General features: G+C 72.1%; 17 protein-coding genes. 10 read left to right on the forward strand and 7 right to left on the reverse strand.

What is annotated here, in order from left to right; genetic code table 11:
• Positions 1–60 precede the first annotated feature (60 nt).
• The 3 genes from MRBLWO14_RS11695 to MRBLWO14_RS11705 are packed head-to-tail and all read left to right on the forward strand — an operon-like array spanning position 61 to position 3,427.
• Positions 61–1,200 carry an ROK family transcriptional regulator gene (locus MRBLWO14_RS11695; protein ID WP_341933333.1) on the forward strand — a complete coding sequence of 380 codons (1,140 nt, stop codon included), beginning with the start codon at positions 61–63 and terminating at the stop codon, positions 1,198–1,200.
• The gene (locus MRBLWO14_RS11700) at positions 1,197–2,105 is read left to right on the forward strand and encodes a polysaccharide deacetylase family protein (RefSeq protein WP_341933334.1); all 909 of its coding nucleotides are present in this window, start codon (positions 1,197–1,199) and stop codon (positions 2,103–2,105) included. The genes MRBLWO14_RS11695 and MRBLWO14_RS11700 overlap by 4 nt, the downstream gene beginning before the upstream one ends.
• Entirely contained in the window at positions 2,102–3,427 is a 1,326-nt protein-coding gene (locus MRBLWO14_RS11705) for an MFS transporter (protein ID WP_341933335.1), read from the forward strand. Before MRBLWO14_RS11700 ends, MRBLWO14_RS11705 begins: the two co-directional genes overlap by 4 nt.
• 121 nt (positions 3,428–3,548) lie before the next feature.
• Here MRBLWO14_RS11705 and galE read toward each other — a convergent pair whose 3' ends face one another.
• The 3 genes from galE to galT all read right to left on the reverse strand — a co-directional run bounded on the left by galE (position 3,549) and on the right by galT (position 7,000).
• Positions 3,549–4,526 carry a UDP-glucose 4-epimerase GalE gene (galE, locus tag MRBLWO14_RS11710; RefSeq protein WP_341933336.1) on the reverse strand — a complete coding sequence of 326 codons (978 nt, stop codon included), beginning with the start codon at positions 4,524–4,526 and terminating at the stop codon, positions 3,549–3,551.
• 114 nt (positions 4,527–4,640) lie between these two features.
• On the reverse strand, positions 4,641–5,819 hold the full coding sequence (gene galK / locus MRBLWO14_RS11715; RefSeq protein WP_341933337.1) for a galactokinase: 1,179 nt from the start codon (positions 5,817–5,819) through the stop codon (positions 4,641–4,643).
• Positions 5,816–7,000: a galactose-1-phosphate uridylyltransferase gene (gene galT / locus MRBLWO14_RS11720; protein ID WP_341933338.1), complete on the reverse strand. Its 1,185-nt coding sequence runs from the start codon at positions 6,998–7,000 to the stop codon at positions 5,816–5,818. The genes galK and galT overlap by 4 nt, the downstream gene beginning before the upstream one ends.
• Before the next feature lie 71 nt (positions 7,001–7,071).
• Between galT and MRBLWO14_RS11725 the strand changes: the two genes are divergently transcribed.
• The 6 genes from MRBLWO14_RS11725 (at position 7,072) to MRBLWO14_RS11750 (ending at position 13,741) form a co-directional block, all read left to right on the forward strand.
• A complete protein-coding gene (locus MRBLWO14_RS11725) occupies positions 7,072–8,079 on the forward strand; it encodes a LacI family DNA-binding transcriptional regulator (RefSeq protein WP_341933339.1) in 1,008 nt (335 codons plus the stop codon).
• 159 nt (positions 8,080–8,238) lie between these two features.
• The gene (locus tag MRBLWO14_RS11730; RefSeq protein WP_341933340.1) at positions 8,239–9,402 is read left to right on the forward strand and encodes a Gfo/Idh/MocA family oxidoreductase; all 1,164 of its coding nucleotides are present in this window, start codon (positions 8,239–8,241) and stop codon (positions 9,400–9,402) included.
• Positions 9,399–10,601 (forward strand): dihydrodipicolinate synthase family protein, encoded by a 1,203-nt coding sequence (locus MRBLWO14_RS11735; RefSeq protein ID WP_341933341.1) that lies wholly within the window; start codon positions 9,399–9,401, stop codon positions 10,599–10,601. The genes MRBLWO14_RS11730 and MRBLWO14_RS11735 overlap by 4 nt, the downstream gene beginning before the upstream one ends.
• A complete protein-coding gene (locus MRBLWO14_RS11740; RefSeq protein ID WP_341933342.1) occupies positions 10,598–11,461 on the forward strand; it encodes a sugar phosphate isomerase/epimerase family protein in 864 nt (287 codons plus the stop codon). Before MRBLWO14_RS11735 ends, MRBLWO14_RS11740 begins: the two co-directional genes overlap by 4 nt.
• Before the next feature lie 124 nt (positions 11,462–11,585).
• Positions 11,586–12,644, forward strand: coding sequence for a LacI family DNA-binding transcriptional regulator (locus MRBLWO14_RS11745; RefSeq protein WP_341933343.1), 1,059 nt, complete (start codon positions 11,586–11,588; stop codon positions 12,642–12,644).
• Positions 12,641–13,741 carry a glycerate kinase gene (locus MRBLWO14_RS11750; RefSeq protein WP_341933344.1) on the forward strand — a complete coding sequence of 367 codons (1,101 nt, stop codon included), beginning with the start codon at positions 12,641–12,643 and terminating at the stop codon, positions 13,739–13,741. Before MRBLWO14_RS11745 ends, MRBLWO14_RS11750 begins: the two co-directional genes overlap by 4 nt.
• 270 nt (positions 13,742–14,011) lie before the next feature.
• Here the strand turns inward: MRBLWO14_RS11750 and pgm are convergent, their stop codons facing one another.
• Positions 14,012–15,655, reverse strand: a complete 1,644-nt coding sequence (gene pgm, locus MRBLWO14_RS11755; RefSeq protein ID WP_341933345.1) for a phosphoglucomutase (alpha-D-glucose-1,6-bisphosphate-dependent) — start codon at positions 15,653–15,655, stop codon at positions 14,012–14,014.
• A 171-nt stretch (positions 15,656–15,826) separates the two neighbouring features.
• Here pgm and pheA point away from each other — a divergent pair, with 171 nt between their 5' ends.
• On the forward strand, positions 15,827–16,777 hold the full coding sequence (pheA, locus tag MRBLWO14_RS11760; protein ID WP_341933346.1) for a prephenate dehydratase: 951 nt from the start codon (positions 15,827–15,829) through the stop codon (positions 16,775–16,777).
• Between the two features lie 39 nt (positions 16,778–16,816).
• Here the strand turns inward: pheA and MRBLWO14_RS11765 are convergent, their stop codons facing one another.
• The 3 genes from MRBLWO14_RS11765 to MRBLWO14_RS11775 all read right to left on the reverse strand — a co-directional run bounded on the left by MRBLWO14_RS11765 (position 16,817) and on the right by MRBLWO14_RS11775 (position 18,869).
• The gene (locus MRBLWO14_RS11765) at positions 16,817–17,023 is read right to left on the reverse strand and encodes a methyltransferase (protein WP_341933347.1); all 207 of its coding nucleotides are present in this window, start codon (positions 17,021–17,023) and stop codon (positions 16,817–16,819) included.
• Positions 17,024–17,108: 85 nt separating this feature from the next.
• Entirely contained in the window at positions 17,109–18,194 is a 1,086-nt protein-coding gene (locus MRBLWO14_RS11770) for an LLM class flavin-dependent oxidoreductase (RefSeq protein WP_341933348.1), read from the reverse strand.
• A gap of 252 nt (positions 18,195–18,446) precedes the next feature.
• Positions 18,447–18,869 carry an Hsp20/alpha crystallin family protein gene (locus tag MRBLWO14_RS11775; RefSeq protein ID WP_251589176.1) on the reverse strand — a complete coding sequence of 141 codons (423 nt, stop codon included), beginning with the start codon at positions 18,867–18,869 and terminating at the stop codon, positions 18,447–18,449.
• Positions 18,870–18,873: the final 4 nt, after the last annotated feature.

Raw genomic sequence — 18,873 nt, forward strand, 5'->3', positions numbered from 1 at the left:
TCGACCAGTGGGACGCGATGTGTCTATGCTGGGTCGCACGTCGACTCCGGGGGGATCCTCATGGCACGACCGCTCGCCGGTCCGCAGACCCTGCTGCGCACCCTCAACGGGCGCGCCATCCTCGAATCGCTCGCCCGCCGCGGACCCCTCACCCGGGCGGAGCTCATGACCGAGACGGGACTCTCGCGCACCGCGGTGACCCAGGTGCTCCGGATGCTGGAGGGCACGGATGCCGTCGCCCCGGCCGGCGTCGACCGAGAGACGCGGGGACCGGCGGCGGGCCGCGTCGCACTGCATCCGGCCCTCGGCTTCGCCGCCGCCGTGCACGTCGACACGGTCGCCGCACACATCGCGCTCGTCGATGCGACGGGCGCGGTGCGCGTCGAGAACCACGCCCCCTTCCCGCTCAAGGGCGACCGCGTCGAGCACATCGCCGAGCTGATCGACGCCTGCCTCGCGTCGGTCAACGGTCCGCTGCACGTGGCGGTCGTCGGGGTGCCGGGGATCGTGACGGCCGACGGCGGGATCCGCGACGACCAGGGGCCGGACGGCGGGGCGTTCCGCGCGGCGCTCTCGACGAGACTCGGCTGCCCCGTGCGGGTGGAGAACGACGTGAACCTCGCCGCGCTCGCCGAGCTCAGCGACGGCCGCGGCGCCGAGCTCGCGAGCTTCGCCCTGCTCCTGCTCGACGGCGGTCTCGGCGGCGGCATCGTCATCGACGGGCGGCTGCATCGGGGCTTCTCAGGCGTCGCAGGTGAGGTGATGTACCTGCCGCAGACGCCGCTGCCGATCGGCGCTCCCGTGCTCGGCGATGCCGTGGTGCGCGATCTCGCACTGACGCACAGCCGCGACCCGGACGAGACGATCGATCAGCACCTCGAGGCCGCAGCCGCGGGTGACGAGGCCGCGATCGCCATGGCCGCCGAGATGGGTCGCCGCCTCACGATCGCCGCGGGCAGCGTCGCGCTGATCCTCGACCCCGAGGCGTTCATCCTCGGCGGCACCGCAGCGCACCCCGTGCTCGTCGACGCGGTCGCCCGGGTCGCCGACGAGTTCGCCGCCCAGCTGCCGATGCGCTTCATCGTCTCGTCGTTCGGCCCCGAGGCGCCCCTCGTGGGTGCCGTGCAGGAGTCGGCCGCCGCGCTGCGCGCCACGGTCTTCTCGCGTCTCGTGCCCGCGGCCGAGAAGGCCGGGAGATGAGCTCCGACCTCGCCGACCGCCTGGGCCTCGCGCCGGGGGCGAGAGCCGTCATCCTCAACGCCGACGACTTCGGCATGTGCCATGCCGCGAACACCGCGATCATGCGGCTGCTCGGCGACGGCGCGATCGACTCGGCGACCGTGATGGTGCCGTGCGCGTGGTCGCCGGAGGCGCTGGCGTTCGCGGCATCCCGTCGTGACCTCGACGTGGGCGTGCACCTCGTGCTCACGAGCGAGTGGACGCGGTACCGCTGGCGCCCGCTCACGGGCACCGGCACGACGCTGGTCGACGCGGCGGGGTTCTTCCCGGCCGATGTGCTGGCTGTCGAGCAGCACGCCGCCGAGACCGATGTCGCCGCCGAGCTCGCGGCGCAGCTGCAGACCGCGCTGGATGCCGGGGTCGACGTCACGCATCTCGACAACCACATGGGATCGGTCTACGGACTGCTCACGGGGCGCGACTTCCTCGGTCCGGTCTTCGACCTCGCCGCGCGGCACGGGCTGCCGTTCCGGCTGCCGCGGGAGATGGCCGGGGCCGACGACGACGCGACGATGCAGGCGAAGCTCGCCGAGACGGCCGCGGCCGCCGATGCGCGGGGCGTCGAGATCGTCGACCGGCTGTGGACGCATCCGTTCGAACAGGCCCCTGGCGAGACGTACGAGCAGGTGCGCGACGGATTCATCGCCCTGCTGCGCGCCATCCCCGCGGGTGTGACGGAGATCTACCTGCATCCGATGGTCGACGACGTCGAGCTGCGATCCGCCGTCGACTTCGCGGCCGAGAAGCGCGGACACGAGCTGCGGCTGCTGTCGGACCCCGCGGTGCATCAGGCGATCGCCGAGGAGGGGCTCGTGCGGATCGGCTGGCGCGCCCTGCGCGATCTGCAGCGGAAGGGACGGGCATGACCTCACTGACGACCCGGCTGCGCGACCGGAGGCTCGACGCCGCCCCGACGAGGGCGCAGACCGTCGCGTTCGGGGCGTCGGGTTTCCCGACCCAGTTGATGACGCAGACGTTCTCGGCGTTCGTCGTCTACTTCTACGTCACGCATCTCGGCGTCCCGCCGGAGTGGGTGGCCGCCGCGATGATCGCGCACGGGGTGCTCAACGCCGTGCTGAACCCGGTGGTGGGGGCGCTCTCCGATCGCATCCGCACCCCGTGGGGGAGGCGCATCCCGTGGATCGGGCTCGGGATCGTGCCGCTCGTGGTCGCGTTCGCCCTCGTGTGGATGCCGCCGGAGCTGCCCGTTCCGGGGCTCATCGTCTGGTTCCTCGTCGTCGTCGCCGTCTACGACATCGCGTTCGTGGTCGTCGTGCTGAACATCTCGGCGCTGTTCCCCGAGATCTTCCGCACGACCGAGGAGCGCGCGCGGGGGAACGTGCCCCGGCAGATCTTCGCGATCCTGGGCATGGTGCTGGGCACGGCGGGCGCGCCCGTGCTCTACGACCGCATCGGATGGCCGGGTATGGCCGTCGTGCTGTCGACCGTGTGTCTGGCGCTGTTCGTCTGGTCGTTCGCGGGCGGCATGATCGAGCGCCGCGTTCCCGAGGCGGCCTCCGAGGCCATGCGGTGGGGCGACCAGCTGCGTTACACGTTCGCGAACCGCGCCTTCGTGCCCTACGTGCTCGGCTCGCTGTTCGTGCAGACGTCGATCGCCGTCATCCTCGCCGCGATCCCCTTCTACGTGCGGTACTCGCTGGGCGCCGCCGAGGGCGACGGGAGCCTGCTGCTCGGCGCGATCTTCGTCACGGCCATCCCGTCGATCGTGCTGTGGAGCGCTGTCGTGCGCCGCACCTCGCCGCGCACGGCCCTGCTGTGGAGCGTCGCGGTGTTCGGCGTCGCCGTGCTCGGCTACCTGCTGCCGACGAGCGTTCTCGCCGCCGCGCTGATCGGCGTCGCCGTGGGCGTCGGCGTGGGCGGCCTGCTGCAGCTGCTCGAGGTCGTGCTGTCGCAGATCATCGACGAGGATGCCGTGCGCACCGGCCACCGCCGCGAGGGGGCATACTTCGGGGTGAACGGCTTCGTCGTGCGCGGCTCGGTCGTGCTGCAGGCGGTCGTCGCGGCGGTCGTGCTCACGTCGTCGGGCTTCGACGCCTCGCTCGGCGATGCGCAGCCCGAGACGGTGGACGGCGGCATCCGGCTCATGGTCGCCGTCGTGCCGCTCGTGTTCACGGCGCTTGCGTGGGTGTGCTTCTGGCTGTATCCGATCCGCGCGCGCGACGTCTGACCCGAGCGGGTGGCACCGTCAGCTCGTGCCGCGACCCACCCCTCTCTTACCGACCCACCCCTCTCTGCCACGTGTGCACCGGGGTGGCTCGGGCCCAGAGGGGTGGGTGGGTGCGGGGCGGTCAGCTCGCCCGGCGCCGCGCCTCCCAGCCCGTGCGCACCATATCGTCGACCGAGTAGCGCATCTTCCAGTCGAGGTCGCGCGCGGCGAGCTCTCCGGTGGCGACGATGCGGTCGGGGTCGCCGGGGCGGCGGGGGCCGATCTCCGGCGTGAAGTCGATGCCGGTGACGCGGGCGACGGCATCCATGATCTGCTTCACGCTGAGGCCGTCACCGGATCCGAGGTTGTACGCCGGTTCGATCGGCTCTCCCGCGGCGAGCCGCTGGGCGGCGGCGACGTGCGCGGCGGCGATGTCTCCGACGTGCACGTAGTCGCGCACGTTCGTGCCGTCCTCCGTGTCGTAGTCGTCGCCGAAGATCTTCGGGGTGCGCCCCTCGATGAGCGCCTCGAACACGATCGGGAAGAGGTTGTGCGGGCTGACGTCGTACACCGTCGGGTCGGCCGAGCCGACGACGTTGAAGTAGCGCAGCGAGGTATGCCGCAGGGGCGCGTCCGAGTCGGCGGTCGCGATGGCCTGGTCGCGCAGCAGCCATTCGCCGATGAGCTTGGACTCGCCGTAGGGGCTCGCGGGGCGCTTCGCGGTGTCTTCGACGACGAGTGCGACGTCGGGGGTGCCGAACACGGCGGCCGATGACGAGAACACGATGTTCTGCACGCCGGTCGCCTGCATGGCCTCGAGGATCACCCGCGTGCCCTCGACGTTCTGCGCGTAGGTGTGCAGCGGGCGCTGCACCGAGACACCGGCGTACTTGTACCCGGCCACGTGGATGACGCCCTCGGCGTGGTGCTCGCGCAGCGTCTGCTCCACGAGCTCCCGGTCGAGGATCGTGCCCCGCACGAACGGGACGCCCTCCGGTGCGAACGATGCGACGCCGCTCGAGAGGTCGTCGATGATCACGGGGGAGAGCCCCGCCTCGGCGAGTGCTCGGACGACGTGGGCGCCGATGTAGCCGGCTCCGCCGGTGACGATCCAGGACATGATCCTCCTCCTGCCGCGTCGTCCGCGGCTCGACCCATCTTCTCAGGCGCTTTCGAATCGCGTGAATTGCAGTTCTCAGGGGCTGCGGACTGCCATTCGCGCTACTCGAAAGGGTCAGGCGTCGCGACCGGCACCCGCCGACGGCACGACGGTGAACACGGTCGGCTCCGCGAACCCGGATGCCGCGAACGCGGCGCGCACGGCATCCGTCACCGCCCGCTCGGCGTCGCGCTCGATCAGCGCGATCGCCGCCCCACCGAAGCCGCCGCCCGTCATGCGCGCGCCGATCGCCCCCGCCTCGACGGCCGCCTCGACGGCGGTGTCGAGCTCGGGGACCGAGATCTCGAAGTCGTCGCGCATCGACGCGTGCGAGGCGATCAGCAGGTCGCCGATCGCGCGCGGACCGTGCTCGCGGAGGGTCCGCACGGTGTCGAGCACGCGCTGGTTCTCGGTCACGATGTGACGCACGCGGCGGAAGGTCACGTCATCGAGGACCCGCTCGGCGCGGGGCAGGTCGGAGGTCGAGACGTCGCGCAGGCTGCGCACGTCGAGCAGCGCCGCGCCCCGTTCGCACGACGCCCGTCGTTCGCGGAACCCACCGGTCGAGTGGGCGTGCGAGACCCGGGTGTCGATCACGAGGATCTCGAGCCCGGCGTCGGCGAGTCCGACCGGCACCGTCACCGCGTCCAGCGAGCGGCAGTCGAGGAAGATCGCGGCGTCGGATTCGCCGAGCATCGCGGCCATCTGGTCCATGATCCCGGTCGGAGCGCCGACGGCCTCGTTCTCGGCGCGACGGCCGATGCGGGCGAGCGCGGTGCGGTCGAGCCCTGCGCCCCACAGCTCGTTCAGAGCGGATGCCGTGGCCCCCTCGATCGCGGCGGATGACGAGAGTCCGGCGCCCACCGGGACGTCGGAGGCGATCGCGATGTCGATGCCCGAGCTCTCGATGCCGGCCCGGCGCAGAGCCCATGCGACGCCGAGGGGGTAGGCGGCCCACTCCGCAACCCGCGGCGCGGAGCCGGGCGCCGTGGGGAACAGCTCGTCGAGCTCGGCGAGCGCGACCTCGACCGGCTCCTCGGTGAAGGTCGAGGCGACGCGGATGCGGTCGTCGCGGCGTCGTGCGACGGCGGCCACCGTGCGGTGCGGGATCGCGAACGGCAGGACGAAGCCCTCGTTGTAGTCGGTGTGCTCGCCGATGAGGTTGACGCGGCCCGGCGCCGACCAGACGCCCTCCGTCGCCGCGTCGGTGAGATCCGCCAGCAGCCTCGTGGCCTGCTCGTGCGCGGTGCTCATGCGGTGACCTCGCCGACGCTCTCGACCGCGTCGCGCAGTCGGGCGGCGCCCTGCTCCGGCGTGATCTCGGCGGCCCAGGCCCACATCGCCGCCTCGGAGCCCGCGAGGAACTTCAGCTTGTCGGCCGCGCGCCGCGGGCTCGTGAGCTGCAGGTGCAGCCGCACGCTGTCGCGGCCGACGTGCACGGGGGCCTGGTGCCACGCGGCGATGTACGGAGTCGGGGTGTCGTACAGTGCGTCGACGCCGCGCAGCAGCCGCAGGTACAGCGGCGCCAGCTCGTCGCGCTGCGCGGCGGTCGTGGCGGCGAAGTCGGCGACGTGCTCGTGCGGCACGAGGTGCACCTCGAGCGGCCACCGTGCGGCGAACGGCACGAACGCGGTCCAGTGCTCGCCCTGCAGCACGACGCGGTCGGACCCGCGCTCCGAATCGAGGATCCGCTGGAAGAGGTCGGGCGCGGTGCGGTCGATGGAGTCGAGCAGACGCGTGGTGCGCGGCGTCACGTAGGGGTAGGCGTAGATCTGTCCGTGCGGATGCGGCAGGGTGACGCCGATCGCCTCGCCGCGGTTCTCGAACGGGAACACCTGCTCGACTCCCGGCAGCTGCGACAGCGCCGCGGTGCGGTCGGCCCACGCCTCGATCACGGTCCGTGCACGGGTGACGGTCTGCGTGCCGAACGATCCGGTGTGCTCGGGGCTGAAGCACACGACCTCGCAGCGTCCCACCGAGGTGCGGGTGCGGCCGAGACCGAGGGCGGCCAGGTCGTCGAGGCCGCGCGGTGCGTTGTTCGCGCCGGGGGCCGTGCCGGTCGCTTCGGCGAGGGCGGGGCCGAAGGCGGGGGAGCGGTTCTCGAACACCGCGACGTCGTAGCGCGACGGGACCTCGGACGGGTTGGTCGGCGACTGCGGGGCGAGGGGGTCGGCGTCGGCGCTCGGCATCATGACGCGGTTCTGCCGGTTCGCCGCGACGGTGATCCAGTCGCCGGTGAGCACGTCGAGGCGCATGGTGGCGGTCTCGCCGCGGGGGTCGAGGGCCCTCGCATCGACCGCGCGCTCGGGTCCGAGGGTCGTGCCCGGATCGTCGAAGTAGAGCAGCTCGCGGCCGTCGGCCAGACTGGTCGTGCGCTTCACAACGCCGGCGGTCAGGGTCTCGGCAGGCAGCGCGGAGGCATCGTGCGTGTTCACGTCAACATGGTAGGTCGCGCCGCGTGATAACGTCAACATGGATCAACCGGGATGAGCACGGAGGGCGGACGATGAGCGAGCAGACCCATCCCGCCCGCCCGCATCGCGGGACATCGGGCGACCGTGTGTCGATGGCCGCCGTCGCCGCCCGCGCCGGCGTCTCCGGCCAGACGGTGTCGCGGGTCGTGAACGGCAGTCCGCGCGTCGACCCGGCGACGCGGGAGCGCGTCGAGCGGGCGATGGCCGAGCTCGGCTACCGCCCGCACCGCGCCGCCCGCGCGCTGCGAACCGGGCGCTCGCAGACCATCGGCCTCGTCGTGACCACGCTCGCGACGGTCGGCAACTCCCGCATGCTGCAGGCCACGGCCGAAGCGGCAGCCGAGCGCGGCTACGCCCTCACCCTCGTGACCGCCGCCGCGGGTGTGGCCGATGCCTTCGAGCGCCTCGCCGAGCAGGGCGTCGACGGCGCCATCGTGCTCAACGAGGCCTCGGCGCTCGTGCCCGCGGCGCAGCGCCCCCTCGGGCTGCGACTGGTCGTGGTCGACGCTCCGGCGGAATCCGGCCTCGTCGTCGTGCACAGCGACCACGCCGGGGGAGCGGCTGCCGCCACGCAGCGCCTGCTCGACCTCGGTCACCGCACGGTGCATCACCTCGCCGGCCCCGCCGAGTCGTTCGCCGCCGCCGAGCGCGAGCGCGGCTGGCGCGAGACGCTGAGCGCGGCGGATGCCGAGCAGCCCGACGTCGTGCGAGGGGACTGGTCGTCCGAGGCGGGGTATGCGGCGGGTGCGGCGCTGGCCGGGGCATCCGCCGTCTTCTGCGCCAACGACCAGATGGCGCTGGGGTTGCTGCGGGCACTCGCCGATGCGGGCCGCCGCGTGCCGGACGACGTTGCGGTGATCGGCTTCGACGACGTGCCGGATGCCGCGAACTACCGTCCTCCGCTCACGACGATCCGGCAGGACTTCGAGGCTCTCGCGCAGCGCGCGGTCGAGCTGCTCGTCGGCGAGATCGAGGGATCGCCCGTGGCTGCGGCATCCGTGGTCCCCGCCTCCCTCGTCGAACGGGCCAGCGAGCGCTGACGCGCGGGCCCTCGACCGTGCGCTGACGCGAGCGCCGCCGGATCGGCGGAGAGCGTTTTCCGCGATCTCTTGCCCCCAGCCTCGATCACATGCCATGCTGTCGGAAAGCGTTTACCCACAGCGACCGCGGTCGCGACGGCATCGACAGGACGGACCAGCATGGCACAGGCCACGACCCGCGAGATCGGGATCATCATGAACGGCGTCTCGGGGCGCATGGGCTATCGGCAGCACCTCGTGCGGTCGATCCTCGCGATCCGCGAGGAGGGCGGCATCGAGCTGCCCGACGGCTCCCGCGTCACGGTCAAGCCGCTCCTCGTCGGTCGCAGCGAGGCGAAGCTCGCCGAGCTCGCCGCGAAGCACGGCATCGACGACTACACGACCGATCTGGACGCAGTGCTGGCCGACCCGCAGTGGGAGATCTACGCCGACTTCCTCGTGACCAAGGCCCGGGCGTCGGCGCTCCGCAAGGCGATCGCCGCCGGCAAGGCGATCTACACCGAGAAGCCCACGGCCGAATCGCTCGACGAGGCCATCGAGCTCGCTCGTCTCGCCGACGAGGCCGGGGTGAAGACCGGCGTCGTGCACGACAAGCTGTACCTGCCCGGTCTGCAGAAGCTCAAGCGCCTCATCGACTCGGGGTTCTTCGGCCGCATCCTCTCGGTGCGCGGCGAGTTCGGGTACTGGGTGTTCGAGGGCGACTGGCAGCCCGCCCAGCGTCCGAGCTGGAACTACCGCACGGAAGACGGCGGCGGCATCATCGTCGACATGTTCCCGCACTGGAACTACGTGCTGGAGAACCTGTTCGGAGAGGTCACGAGCGTGTACGCGCAGGCCGCCGTGCACATCGCCGACCGCTGGGACGAGAAGGGTGAGCACTACACCGCGACCGCCGAGGACGCGGCGTACGGCATCTTCGAGATCGAGGGCGGCATCATCGCCGAGATCAACTCCAGCTGGACCGTGCGGGTGAACCGCGACGAACTCGTCGAGTTCCAGGTCGACGGCACGCACGGATCCGCCGTCGTCGGACTGTTCGGCGCGAAGATCCAGCCCCGCAACGCCACGCCCAAGCCGGTGTGGAACCCCGACCTCGAAGACGGCCACGACTACGACGCCGACTGGCAGCAGGTGCCCACCAACGACGTGTTCCTCAACGGATTCCGTCAGCAGTGGCAGGAGTACCTCGTCTCGTACGTCGAGGGCACGGCGTACCCGTTCGACCTGCTCTCCGGCGCACGCGGCGTGCAGTTCGCCGAGGCCGGCCTCACGTCCTCCGCCGAGGGGCGCAAGGTGCCGCTCGAGCCGCTGACGCTGCGATGAGCGCGCTCCGACTGCTCGCGCCGGACGGGTCGCTGTCCGACACCCCGCTGCAGGACGGCGCCGGCTACGCACGACCCACCGCTCCGCTGCGGAGCCGCGTCGCCTACGCCGCGGCCCACGTCGTGCCGAAGGTGCACGCCGACAACACGCCGGGCCGCCCGGCCGACATCGACTGGGACGCCACGCTCGCGTTCCGCCGCAACGTGTACTCGTGGGGACTCGGCGTCGCCGACGCCATGGACACCGCGCAGCGCAACATGGGTCTCGACCCCGCCGCCGTGCGCGAGCTCATCGCCCGCAGCGCCGAGGTCGCCCGCGAGGAGGGGGCGTCGGTCGTCGTCGGGGTCAACACCGACCACGTCGACGAGCAGCGCATCCCCCTCGACCGGGTGATCGACGCGTACAAGGAGCAGCTGCACTTCACCGAGGAGCAGGGGGCGGGTCCGGTGCTCATGGCGTCCCGTCATGTCGCACGCGCGGCAACGGATGCCGACGACTACCGCCGCGTGTACCGCGAGGTGCTGGCGAGCGCGACCGTTCCGGTCGTGCTGCACTGGCTCGGTCCGGCCTTCGACCCGGAGCTCGACGGCTACTTCGGTGCGAGCGACTGGCAGACGGCATCCTCCGTGCTGCTCGACATCATCGGCGAGCACCCCGACAAGGTCGCGGGGGTGAAGATGAGCCTGCTGAACGCCGAATCCGAGATCTCGGTGCGCGAGCGCCTGCCGGAGGGCGTGCGCATGTTCACGGGCGACGACTTCAACTACGTCGGCCTCATCGGCGGCCACTCGCCGTCGAGCGAGCCGCGCGAGAGGAAACGCACGCACTCCGACGCCCTGCTCGGCGCGTTCGCCGCGATCACCCCGGTCGCGTCGGCCGCGATCCAGGCGCTCGATGCCGGAGACCCGCAGCGCTACCTCGACATCCTCGGCCCGACCGAGGAGCTCAGCCGTCAGGTGTTCGCCGCTCCGACGTTCTACTACAAGACCGGCGTCGCGTTCCTCGCCTGGCTGAACGGACACCAGCCGGCGTTCCAGATGGTCGGCGGCCTGCACTCCGCGCGCAGCCTCCCGCACCTCAGCCGCATCGTCGAGCTCGCCAACGCCTCGCTCGCCCTGGAGGACCCGGAGCTCGCGCGGGAGCGCTGGCACGGGATGCTGCGCCTGAACGGCGTCGACCTCGGGAAGGCGCACGCATGACCGTCGACCCGCGCCTCAGCATCAACCAGGCGACCATCAAGCACGCCGACCTCGCGACGGCCCTGCGCGTGACGGCGGATGCCGGCATCCAGGCCATCGGCCTCTGGCGCGAGCCCGTGAACGACGTCGGCCTCGACGTCGCCGCGCGCATGCTCGCCGACTCCGGGCTGCGGTTCACGACGCACTGCCGCGGCGGGTTCTTCACGCTCCCCGATGGGCCGGAGCGGGTCGCGGCCCTCGACGACAACCGGCGCGCGATCGAGGAGACCGCGACGCTCGCGGCGGCGGGCGCCGACGGGTCGACGGCCGTGCTCGTGCTCGTCGCGGGAGGCCTGCCGGCCGATTCCCGGGACCTCCTCGGGGCCCGCGAGCGGGTGCGCGACGCCCTGGGCGCGCTGGCGCCGGATGCCGAGGCGGCCGGTGTCACGCTGGCGATCGAGCCGCTGCATCCGATGTACGCGTCCGACCGCGCGGTCGTCTCGACCCTCGGCCAGGCGCTCGACCTCGCCGCCGACTTCGCGCCGCACGTCGTCGGAGCTGCGGTCGACACGTTCCACATCTGGTGGGACCCGCAGGTGCTCGATCAGATCGCTCGCGCCGGACGCGAGGGTCGCATCGCGACGTACCAGGTGTGCGACTGGAAGACGCCGCTGCCGGCCGACGTGCTGCTGTCGCGGCACTACCCCGGTGACGGGATCATCGACTTCGGGTCGCTCACGCGCGCGGTCGTCGAGACCGGGTACGACCGCGATATCGAGGTCGAGATCTTCCACGCCGACGTGTGGGCCGACGACCCCGCGCGAGTCGTGCGGCGCACGGCGGAGGCATTCGGGTCCGCGGTGTCGCCGCACCTGCCGTGACCGGGCGGCGGAGGGGCGGGCCGGGGACTGGCATGCCGCAGGTGGGCGGTCCCGCCCGTCATCCGGGGACACGTCCGTCGAACGGGCCGGACGCCGCCGCCGCACCGACCACTAGGCTCGGGGCATGACCCTGCCGGAAAGCCCTTCCCGCGTGCGCCAGCCGCGCACACCGCGAGGCGCGGCCCCGACGCTGCACGACGTGGCGCGGGAGGCCGGGGTGTCGTTGGCCACGGCATCCCGTGTGCTGAACGGCTCGGAGCGCAAGGTCGCCGAGTCGTTCCGCGAGCGCGTCGAACAGGCGGCCGCAGCCCTCGGCTACACGGCCAACGTCTCGGCGCAGGCCACCGCGCGAGGCACGTCGCCCGTGATCGCGCTGCTCGTCGCCGACATCGCCGACCCCTACTTCGGACTCATCGCCGCCGGCGTCGCGAAGGGCGCGGACGAGCACGGCCTCGTCGTCACGATCTCGATCACCGAGCGCGACCCGGCCCGCGAGGCCCGCATCGTGCGAGCGCTGCGCGGACAGCGCCCGCAGGGGCTCATCATCGCGGCCTCGCGCACGAGCGGCGAGGACTACTCCGCGACCGAGGCCGAGCTCGACGGGTTCGGACGCTTCGGCAGCAGGGTCGTCACGTTCGGCGCCCGTGTCGGCGACAACCGCCACGTCGAGATCGACAACCGTGCGGGCGCCGAAGAGCTGGGCCTGCAGATGGGCGCCCTCGGGTACCGGTCGGCGATCGTCGTCGGCGCGGCACCGGGCGTGCTCACCTCCGACGAACGCGTCGCCGGCTTCATGAGCGGGTTCGAGCGGGCAGGCGGACGCGTCGATCGCGTGCTCCGCGGAGACTTCCGGCGCGAGTCCGGTGCCGAGGCGATGGCGGCGGCGCTGTCCGACGGCGTCGAACCGGGAACCCTGGTGTTCGGCATGAGCGACGTGATCGCGATCGGGGCCATGTCGGCGATCCGCGCCGCCGGGCGCGAGGTCGGGGCCGACATCGCGGTCTGCGGCTTCGACGACGTGCCGTCGAGCAACGACGTCACCCCCGCGCTCACGACCGTGCGCATGCCGCTCAGCGATATCGGATATCAGGCCTTCCGCGCGACGGTCGACGCCGACTGGCAGCAGACGCCGCTGCCGCTCGAGGTCATCGTGCGGGCGAGCACCCCGGGGGTGGGCGCATGACCAGGGTGGTGCTGGCTCCCGACAGTTTCAAGGGCACGATCACGGCGGCGGATGCGGCGGCGGCGCTCGCCGACGGGTGGGCGACCGTCGAACCGGATGCCGAGTTCGTGCACCGGCCCATGGCCGACGGCGGCGAGGGCACGGTGGCGGCGTTCGCGGCGGCGGTGCCCGGCGCGCAGCGCATGCCCGTCACGGTCGACGGCCCCGCGGGAGCAGCGATCGACACCGCGTGGCTGCTGCTCCCGGCCGACGCGGAGACACCCGGCGGCACCGCCGTCGTCGACCTCGCCTCGACCTCGGGGATCGAACTGCTCGACGAGCTGCGCCCCGCAGACGCCGACACGACCGGATTCGGTCAGGCGATCGCCGCGGCCCTCGACCACGGAGTCTCGCGCGTCATCGTCGGCATCGGATCGAGCGCGTCGACGGACGGGGGAACGGGGATGCTGACCGCCCTCGGGGCGCGGTTTCTCGATGCCACCGGAGCACCCGTCGCCCGGGGAGCCCGCGGACTGCTCGACCTCGCGTCCGTCGACCTCGACGGGCTGCGGACGGCACCCGAGGTGCGCGTGCTCACCGACGTGACCAATCCGCTCGTCGGCCCGCGGGGCGCGGCGGCGGTCTTCGGTCCGCAGAAGGGGCTGCTGCCTGACGACATCGAGCGGGTGGATGCCGCGCTCGCGCGCCTCGCGGACCTCCTCGGCCTCGACTCCTCGCTGCCGGGCAGTGGCGCAGCCGGCGGGACCGGTGCGGCGCTCGTCGCCTGGGGCGCCGTCCTCGCGCCCGGGGCGGCCGAGGTCGCGGACCTGGTCGGGCTCGAGTCGGCGATCCGCGGTGCCGACGCCGTCGTCACCGGGGAGGGCTCCTACGACGGGCAGTCGGGCGACGGCAAGGTCCCGTCGTTCATCGCCGGACTCGCAGCATCCGCCGGAGCGACCGCACTGCTCGCCGCCGGTCGCATCACCGACGACTCCGACACGACGCTGTTCGCGGCATCCGCCTCGCTCACCGCACTCGCCGGATCGTCGGCTGCCGCGCTCGCCGAGCCCGCGCGCTGGCTGCGCGAGGCCGGCGCACTCCTCGCCCGTTCGCGCTGAGCGGGCGGACCCTCTCCGGTCGTTCGCCGCCTTTCGTCTCGTCGCTGCGCTCCTCGCTCAACGGCCCGCGGGGGATGCCCCGGGAAGGTCGTTGAGCGAGCGGAGCCTCTCGGGTCGTTGAGCGGGCGGACCCTCTCCGGTCGTTCGCCGCCTTTCGTCTCGTCGCTGCGCTCCTCGCTCAACGGCCCGCGGGGGATGCCCCGGGAAGGTCGTTGAGCGAGCGGAGCCTCTGGGTCGTTGAGCGAGCGGAGCGAGACGAAACGCGCCGACTCAGCCTCCGAGCGCGGCGGAGACGACGGCTCGCGCCTCCTCCTGCACCTCGGCGAGGTGCTCGGGGCCGCGCAGGCTCTCCGCGTACAGCTTGTAGACGTCCTCGGTGCCCGACGGGCGGGCCGCGAACCACGCGTGCTCGGTCTGCACCTTGAGCCCGCCGATGGCGGCGCCGTTGCCTGGCGCGTGCGACAGCTTGGCCGTGATCTCCTCGCCCGCGAGGGTCGTGGCGGCGACGGCATCCGGTGCGAGCCTGCCGAGCGTCGCCTTCTGCTCCGGGGTGGCCGGGGCGTCGACCCGCTGGTACGCCGACGAGCCGAAGGCCTCTTCGAGCTCGCGGTAGCGCTCCGAGGGCGTCTTGCCCGTGACGGCGATGATCTCGGCGGCGAGCAGGCAGAGCAGGATGCCGTCCTTGTCGGTCGACCAGACGCTGCCGTCCTTGCGGAGGAACGACGCGCCGGCGGACTCCTCACCGCCGAACGCGACGGTGCCGTCGAGCAGGCCAGGGACGAACCACTTGAAGCCCACCGGCACCTCGAGCAGGCGGCGGCCGAGCGACTCAGCGACGCGGTCGATGATCATCGACGACACGAGCGTCTTGCCGACCGCGGCGTCGCGGGGCCACTCGGCGCGGTGCGAGAACAGGTAATCGATCGCGACCGCGAGGTAGTGGTTGGGGTTCATGAGCCCGGCGTCGGGGGTCACGATGCCGTGGCGATCGGCATCCGCGTCGTTGCCGGTGAGCACGTCGAAGTCGCCCTTCTTGGCGACGAGCGAGGCCATGGCCGAGGGAGACGACGGATCCATGCGGATCTTCTCGTCCCAGTCGAGCGTCATGAAGCGCCACGTCGGGTCGACCTCGGGGTTCACGACGGTGAGGTCGAGGTCGTGGACCTCCTTGATGTGCGCCCAGTAGTCGACCGACGCGCCGCCGAGGGGGTCGGCGCCGATCCGCACACCCGCGCGGCGGATCGCGTCGACGTCGATGATCGACGCGAGATCGCGCACGTACACGTCGCGGAAGTCGTAGCTCGGCAGGGCATCCCAGTCGATGTCGGCGAAGCTCTCGCGCTTCACTCCGTCGAGGCCGTTCGCGATGAGCTCGTTCGCTCGATCGGCGATCCACCCGGTCGCGTCGGTGTCTGCGGGTCCGCCGTGCGGCGGGTTGTACTTGAAGCCGCCGTCGCGCGGAGGGTTGTGCGAGGGGGTCACGACGATGCCGTCGGCGCGACCCGCGGCATCCGATGCCAGGTCGCGGTTGTAGGTGAGGATGGCGTGGCTGAGCGCGGGCGTCGGAACCCACGAGTCGCGGGCGTCGACCCGCACGTCGACGCCGTTCGCGACGAGCACCTCGATGGCGCTGCGCTCGGCCGGCAGCGACAGGGCGTGCGTGTCGCGGCCGAGGAACAGGGGGCCGGTGATGCCCTGCGCGGCCCGGTAGTCGACGATCGCCTGTGTGGTCGCGAGGATGTGGTTCTCGTTGAAGCTGTTCGACAGGGAGGAGCCGCGGTGACCGCTCGTGCCGAAGACCACCCGCTCGGCGGCGACATCGGGATTCGGCGTCCGATCGTAGTAAGCGGCGATCAGCTCGTCGACGTCGATCAGGTCAGTGTCCTCCGCGGGGAGGCCGGCACGGCTCGTCATGCAGACAGTCTGCCCTCAACTCGGCCGGAGTGCATCCCCGTTGACACGCCCGTCGACCCGGTGCGACCACGTCTCGATTTTCGAATCGCGCACCTGGTGGATTTTCCGCTTCGGAAGCAGCCATTCGCGCGATTCGAAAGCGATTCTCGACCCGGTCTGCCGCGGGCTAAGGTGAAACGCGTGACTGAACGCCGCACCTACAGCTATCTGGGCCCTGCCGGAACGTTCACGGAGGCGGCGCTCGACCAGGTCGCCGAGGCGCGGGGTCAGGACTGGCGTGCCGTGCACAACGTCGGCGAGGCGCTCGCCGACGTGCTCGAGGGTCGCAGCTACGCGGCGATGATCGCGATCGAGAACTCGATCGAGGGCGGTGTCTCCACGACGCAGGATGCCCTTGCGACGCTCCCCGGGCTCCGCATCATCGGCGAGTACCTCGTGCCGGTGAACTTCGTGCTCGTCGCGCCGCGAGGCACGACGCTGGCGGACGTGCAGGTGATCGCCGCGCATCCCGTCGCCTACGCGCAGTGCCACGGCTGGCTCGGCGCGAACGTGCCGTCGCACTCGCACGTGCCGGCGGCGAGCAACGTCGCGTCGGCCATCGGCGTGCTCGACGGATCGCTGCCCGCGCAGGCGGCGATCGCCGCGCCCGGCATCGTGAAGCACCTCGACGTCGACGTGCTCGCGGAGGGCATCGGCGACAACGCGCAGGCCGTCACCCGGTTCGTGCTCGTCACGCGGACGACCACCGCTCCCGCGCCCACCGGCGCCGACAAGACCTCGCTCATCGTCGAGCTGCCGCACGACCACCCCGGTTCGCTGCTCGAGATGCTGGAGCAGTTCTCGACCCGCGGCATCAACCTGTCGCTCATCGAGTCGCGGCCGATCGGCGACGAACTGGGACGCTACCGATTCGTCATCGACGCCGACGGGCACATCTCGCACGAGCGCATGGCCGACGCGCTGCTCGGCATCCGCCGGTTCAGTCCCCGCGTCGTGTTCCTCGGGTCGTACCCGCGCGCCGACCGCCAGATCGTGCAGTACCCCGACCGCTACGCCGACGACGTGTTCGTCGAGGCGCGGGACTGGCTGCGCGGCATCCTCTCCGGCGAGCCGGAGGCGTAGCGAGCGCTGCGGCCGTCCGTTCCCGCGTCTCGCCGCGGCTCAGTGCTCGACGAACATCGGCCAGGCGCTGCCCGGCCGCATCTTCGAGTGCAGAGCCCCCTTCGCGGAGGCGAGGCTCGGGAAGGTGCCGGCCGCGGCATCCGAACCCGCCATCACGACCGTGTATCCCTCGTCGTCGTGGCGGATGCTGCCGACCACGCCGTTCGTCCCGTAGGCCACCCAGAGTGCCAGAGTCTTGGTGCTCATCGTCGAACCCCTTCCGTTGCGGCCGACGCTACGCCCCGCAGCGGGCGAAAACCAGCCCTTGCCGGGAGTGGCAGGATGCCGTGCGCTAGCGCATCGCCGCGGCGACGAGCTCGAGCGTCTGCGCGCGACCGGCTGCGCTGTCGCGCGGCTCGGCCTCGTACGCGCCGGCGACGGGCGACAGCATGACCTCGTCGACGCCGTACGTCGACGCGAACGAGCGCACCTCGGCGGCCACCGACTCACCGGTACCGACGAACCACCGGGAACGCGCGGCCTCGACGACCTGGTCGGTCGCGGCGTCCGTCTCGGCGGCCAGCGCCTCCTCCACTGTTTCGAGGGCGACGAGCGGCTTGTTCAACCGCAGCCGCGCCATCATGCGCAGCTGCGGCAGGGCGCGAGCCTCCGCTTCTTCCTGCGTGGGCGACGCGACCGCGTTCACGGTGAGGAACGTGCGCGGTTCGGGGTGCTCCTCGCTGGGCTGGTAGCCGCTGCGGTAGAGGTCGAGCGCCCGTTCGAGGCCCTGCCCGGAGAAGTGGTTCGCGAACACGTAGGGCAGGCCCTGCGCGGCGGCGAGCTGCGCGGAGTAGTCGCTCGACCCGAGCAGCCACACCTCGGGGGCGCCGGTCGCAGCAGGAGTCGCTCGCACGGTGTACTCGCCACCCGACGTGAATCGCACGGTCGCGCCGTCGCCCGAGACGAGCGCGCCGATGTCCTGCACGTGGCGGGGGAACTGCTCGACGTCGCTGGTCGTGCCCGATCCACGGAGCAGCTGCGTGATCACGGGGTCGCTGCCCGGTGCGCGGCCGAGACCCAGATCGATACGGCCGGGGGCGATGGCCTCGAGCGCGGCGAACTGCTCCGCCACGATGAGCGGCGCGTGGTTCGGCAGCATGACTCCGCCCGATCCGAGGCGGATGGTCGAGGTGCGCGTCGCGGCGGCGGCGATCAGCACCGGGGGAGTCGTCGACGCCACGGCGGGCATGTTGTGGTGCTCGGCGAACCAGAACCGGCGGTAACCCAGCCGGTCGGCCGTCTCGGCGAGGGACAGGGAGGCCGCGATGGCCTCGGCGCTGGTCTGCCCGGTGCGCACCGGGACGAGGTCGAGAACGGAGAGAGCAGTCACCCCGACCCCAACGCCGAGCCGGGCGCGGGCATTCCCGAGCGGCAGCATGTGTGTGTGTATGTGTGTGGCAGGGACACCGCCGCCTGACACGTCGCCGCCCCTTCGCCGAACCACCCCCTCTCGCCCGAGCCACCCCCGTGCGCGCGGCACACGCGGGGGTGGCTCGGCGCATGAGGGGTGGCTCGGCGATCGTGACGGGGGATCGCGGGGCGTGACGGGGCGGCGCGGGGCGGCGCGGCGCGGCGGGGCGAGAGACGCGGCGCGGGGCGGGACGCCGCCGTCCCGCCCCGCCCCGGTCGATCAGGCGTCGATCGCCTGACGCTGCTCCGTCGACTCGACCGTGATCTTGCGCGGCTTGGCGCGCTCGCTCACCGGGATGATGACCGACAGCACGCCGCTCTCGTACGAGGCACTGATGCCGTCGAGGTCGACACCGTCGCCGAGCGTGAACTGGCGCAGGAACGATCCGGCGCCGCGCTCACGGGCCAGCCAGCGCACACCCTCGCGGGTGTCTGCGGTGCGCTGGGCGCGGATCGTGAGCTGTCCGCCGTCGAGATCGACGTCGATCGAGCCGGGATCGGCCCCCGGCAGGTCGGCGTGCAAGATGTAGCGGTCGCCGTCGCGATAGAGGTCCACCGGCATCAGCCGGGGTGCGCGAACGGAGTCCAGCACGCTCGCGGCGAAGCGATCGAGCTGGCTGAAGGGGTCGAAGGTCAGTGCCATGAGG

This window comes from Microbacterium sp. LWO14-1.2, from assembly GCF_038397715.1.
GTDB lineage: Bacteria > Actinomycetota > Actinomycetes > Actinomycetales > Microbacteriaceae > Microbacterium.

Excerpts from the sequence above, each read along its gene's own strand:
- MRBLWO14_RS11695 (WP_341933333.1), top strand. The coding sequence starts at position 61 with ATGGCACGACCGCTCGCCGGTCCGCAGACCCTGCTGCGCACCCTCAAC.
- MRBLWO14_RS11700 (WP_341933334.1), top strand. The coding sequence starts at position 1,197 with ATGAGCTCCGACCTCGCCGACCGCCTGGGCCTCGCGCCGGGGGCGAGA.
- MRBLWO14_RS11705 (WP_341933335.1), top strand. The coding sequence starts at position 2,102 with ATGACCTCACTGACGACCCGGCTGCGCGACCGGAGGCTCGACGCCGCC.
- galE (WP_341933336.1), bottom strand. The coding sequence starts at position 4,526 with ATGTCCTGGATCGTCACCGGCGGAGCCGGCTACATCGGCGCCCACGTC.
- galK (WP_341933337.1), bottom strand. The coding sequence starts at position 5,819 with ATGAGCACCGCGCACGAGCAGGCCACGAGGCTGCTGGCGGATCTCACC.
- MRBLWO14_RS11725 (WP_341933339.1), top strand. The coding sequence starts at position 7,072 with ATGAGCGAGCAGACCCATCCCGCCCGCCCGCATCGCGGGACATCGGGC.
- MRBLWO14_RS11730 (WP_341933340.1), top strand. The coding sequence starts at position 8,239 with ATGGCACAGGCCACGACCCGCGAGATCGGGATCATCATGAACGGCGTC.
- MRBLWO14_RS11735 (WP_341933341.1), top strand. The coding sequence starts at position 9,399 with ATGAGCGCGCTCCGACTGCTCGCGCCGGACGGGTCGCTGTCCGACACC.
- MRBLWO14_RS11740 (WP_341933342.1), top strand. The coding sequence starts at position 10,598 with ATGACCGTCGACCCGCGCCTCAGCATCAACCAGGCGACCATCAAGCAC.
- MRBLWO14_RS11745 (WP_341933343.1), top strand. The coding sequence starts at position 11,586 with ATGACCCTGCCGGAAAGCCCTTCCCGCGTGCGCCAGCCGCGCACACCG.
- MRBLWO14_RS11750 (WP_341933344.1), top strand. The coding sequence starts at position 12,641 with ATGACCAGGGTGGTGCTGGCTCCCGACAGTTTCAAGGGCACGATCACG.
- pgm (WP_341933345.1), bottom strand. The coding sequence starts at position 15,655 with ATGACGAGCCGTGCCGGCCTCCCCGCGGAGGACACTGACCTGATCGAC.
- MRBLWO14_RS11765 (WP_341933347.1), bottom strand. The coding sequence starts at position 17,023 with ATGAGCACCAAGACTCTGGCACTCTGGGTGGCCTACGGGACGAACGGC.
- MRBLWO14_RS11770 (WP_341933348.1), bottom strand. The coding sequence starts at position 18,194 with ATGCTGCCGCTCGGGAATGCCCGCGCCCGGCTCGGCGTTGGGGTCGGG.
- MRBLWO14_RS11775 (WP_251589176.1), bottom strand. The coding sequence starts at position 18,869 with ATGGCACTGACCTTCGACCCCTTCAGCCAGCTCGATCGCTTCGCCGCG.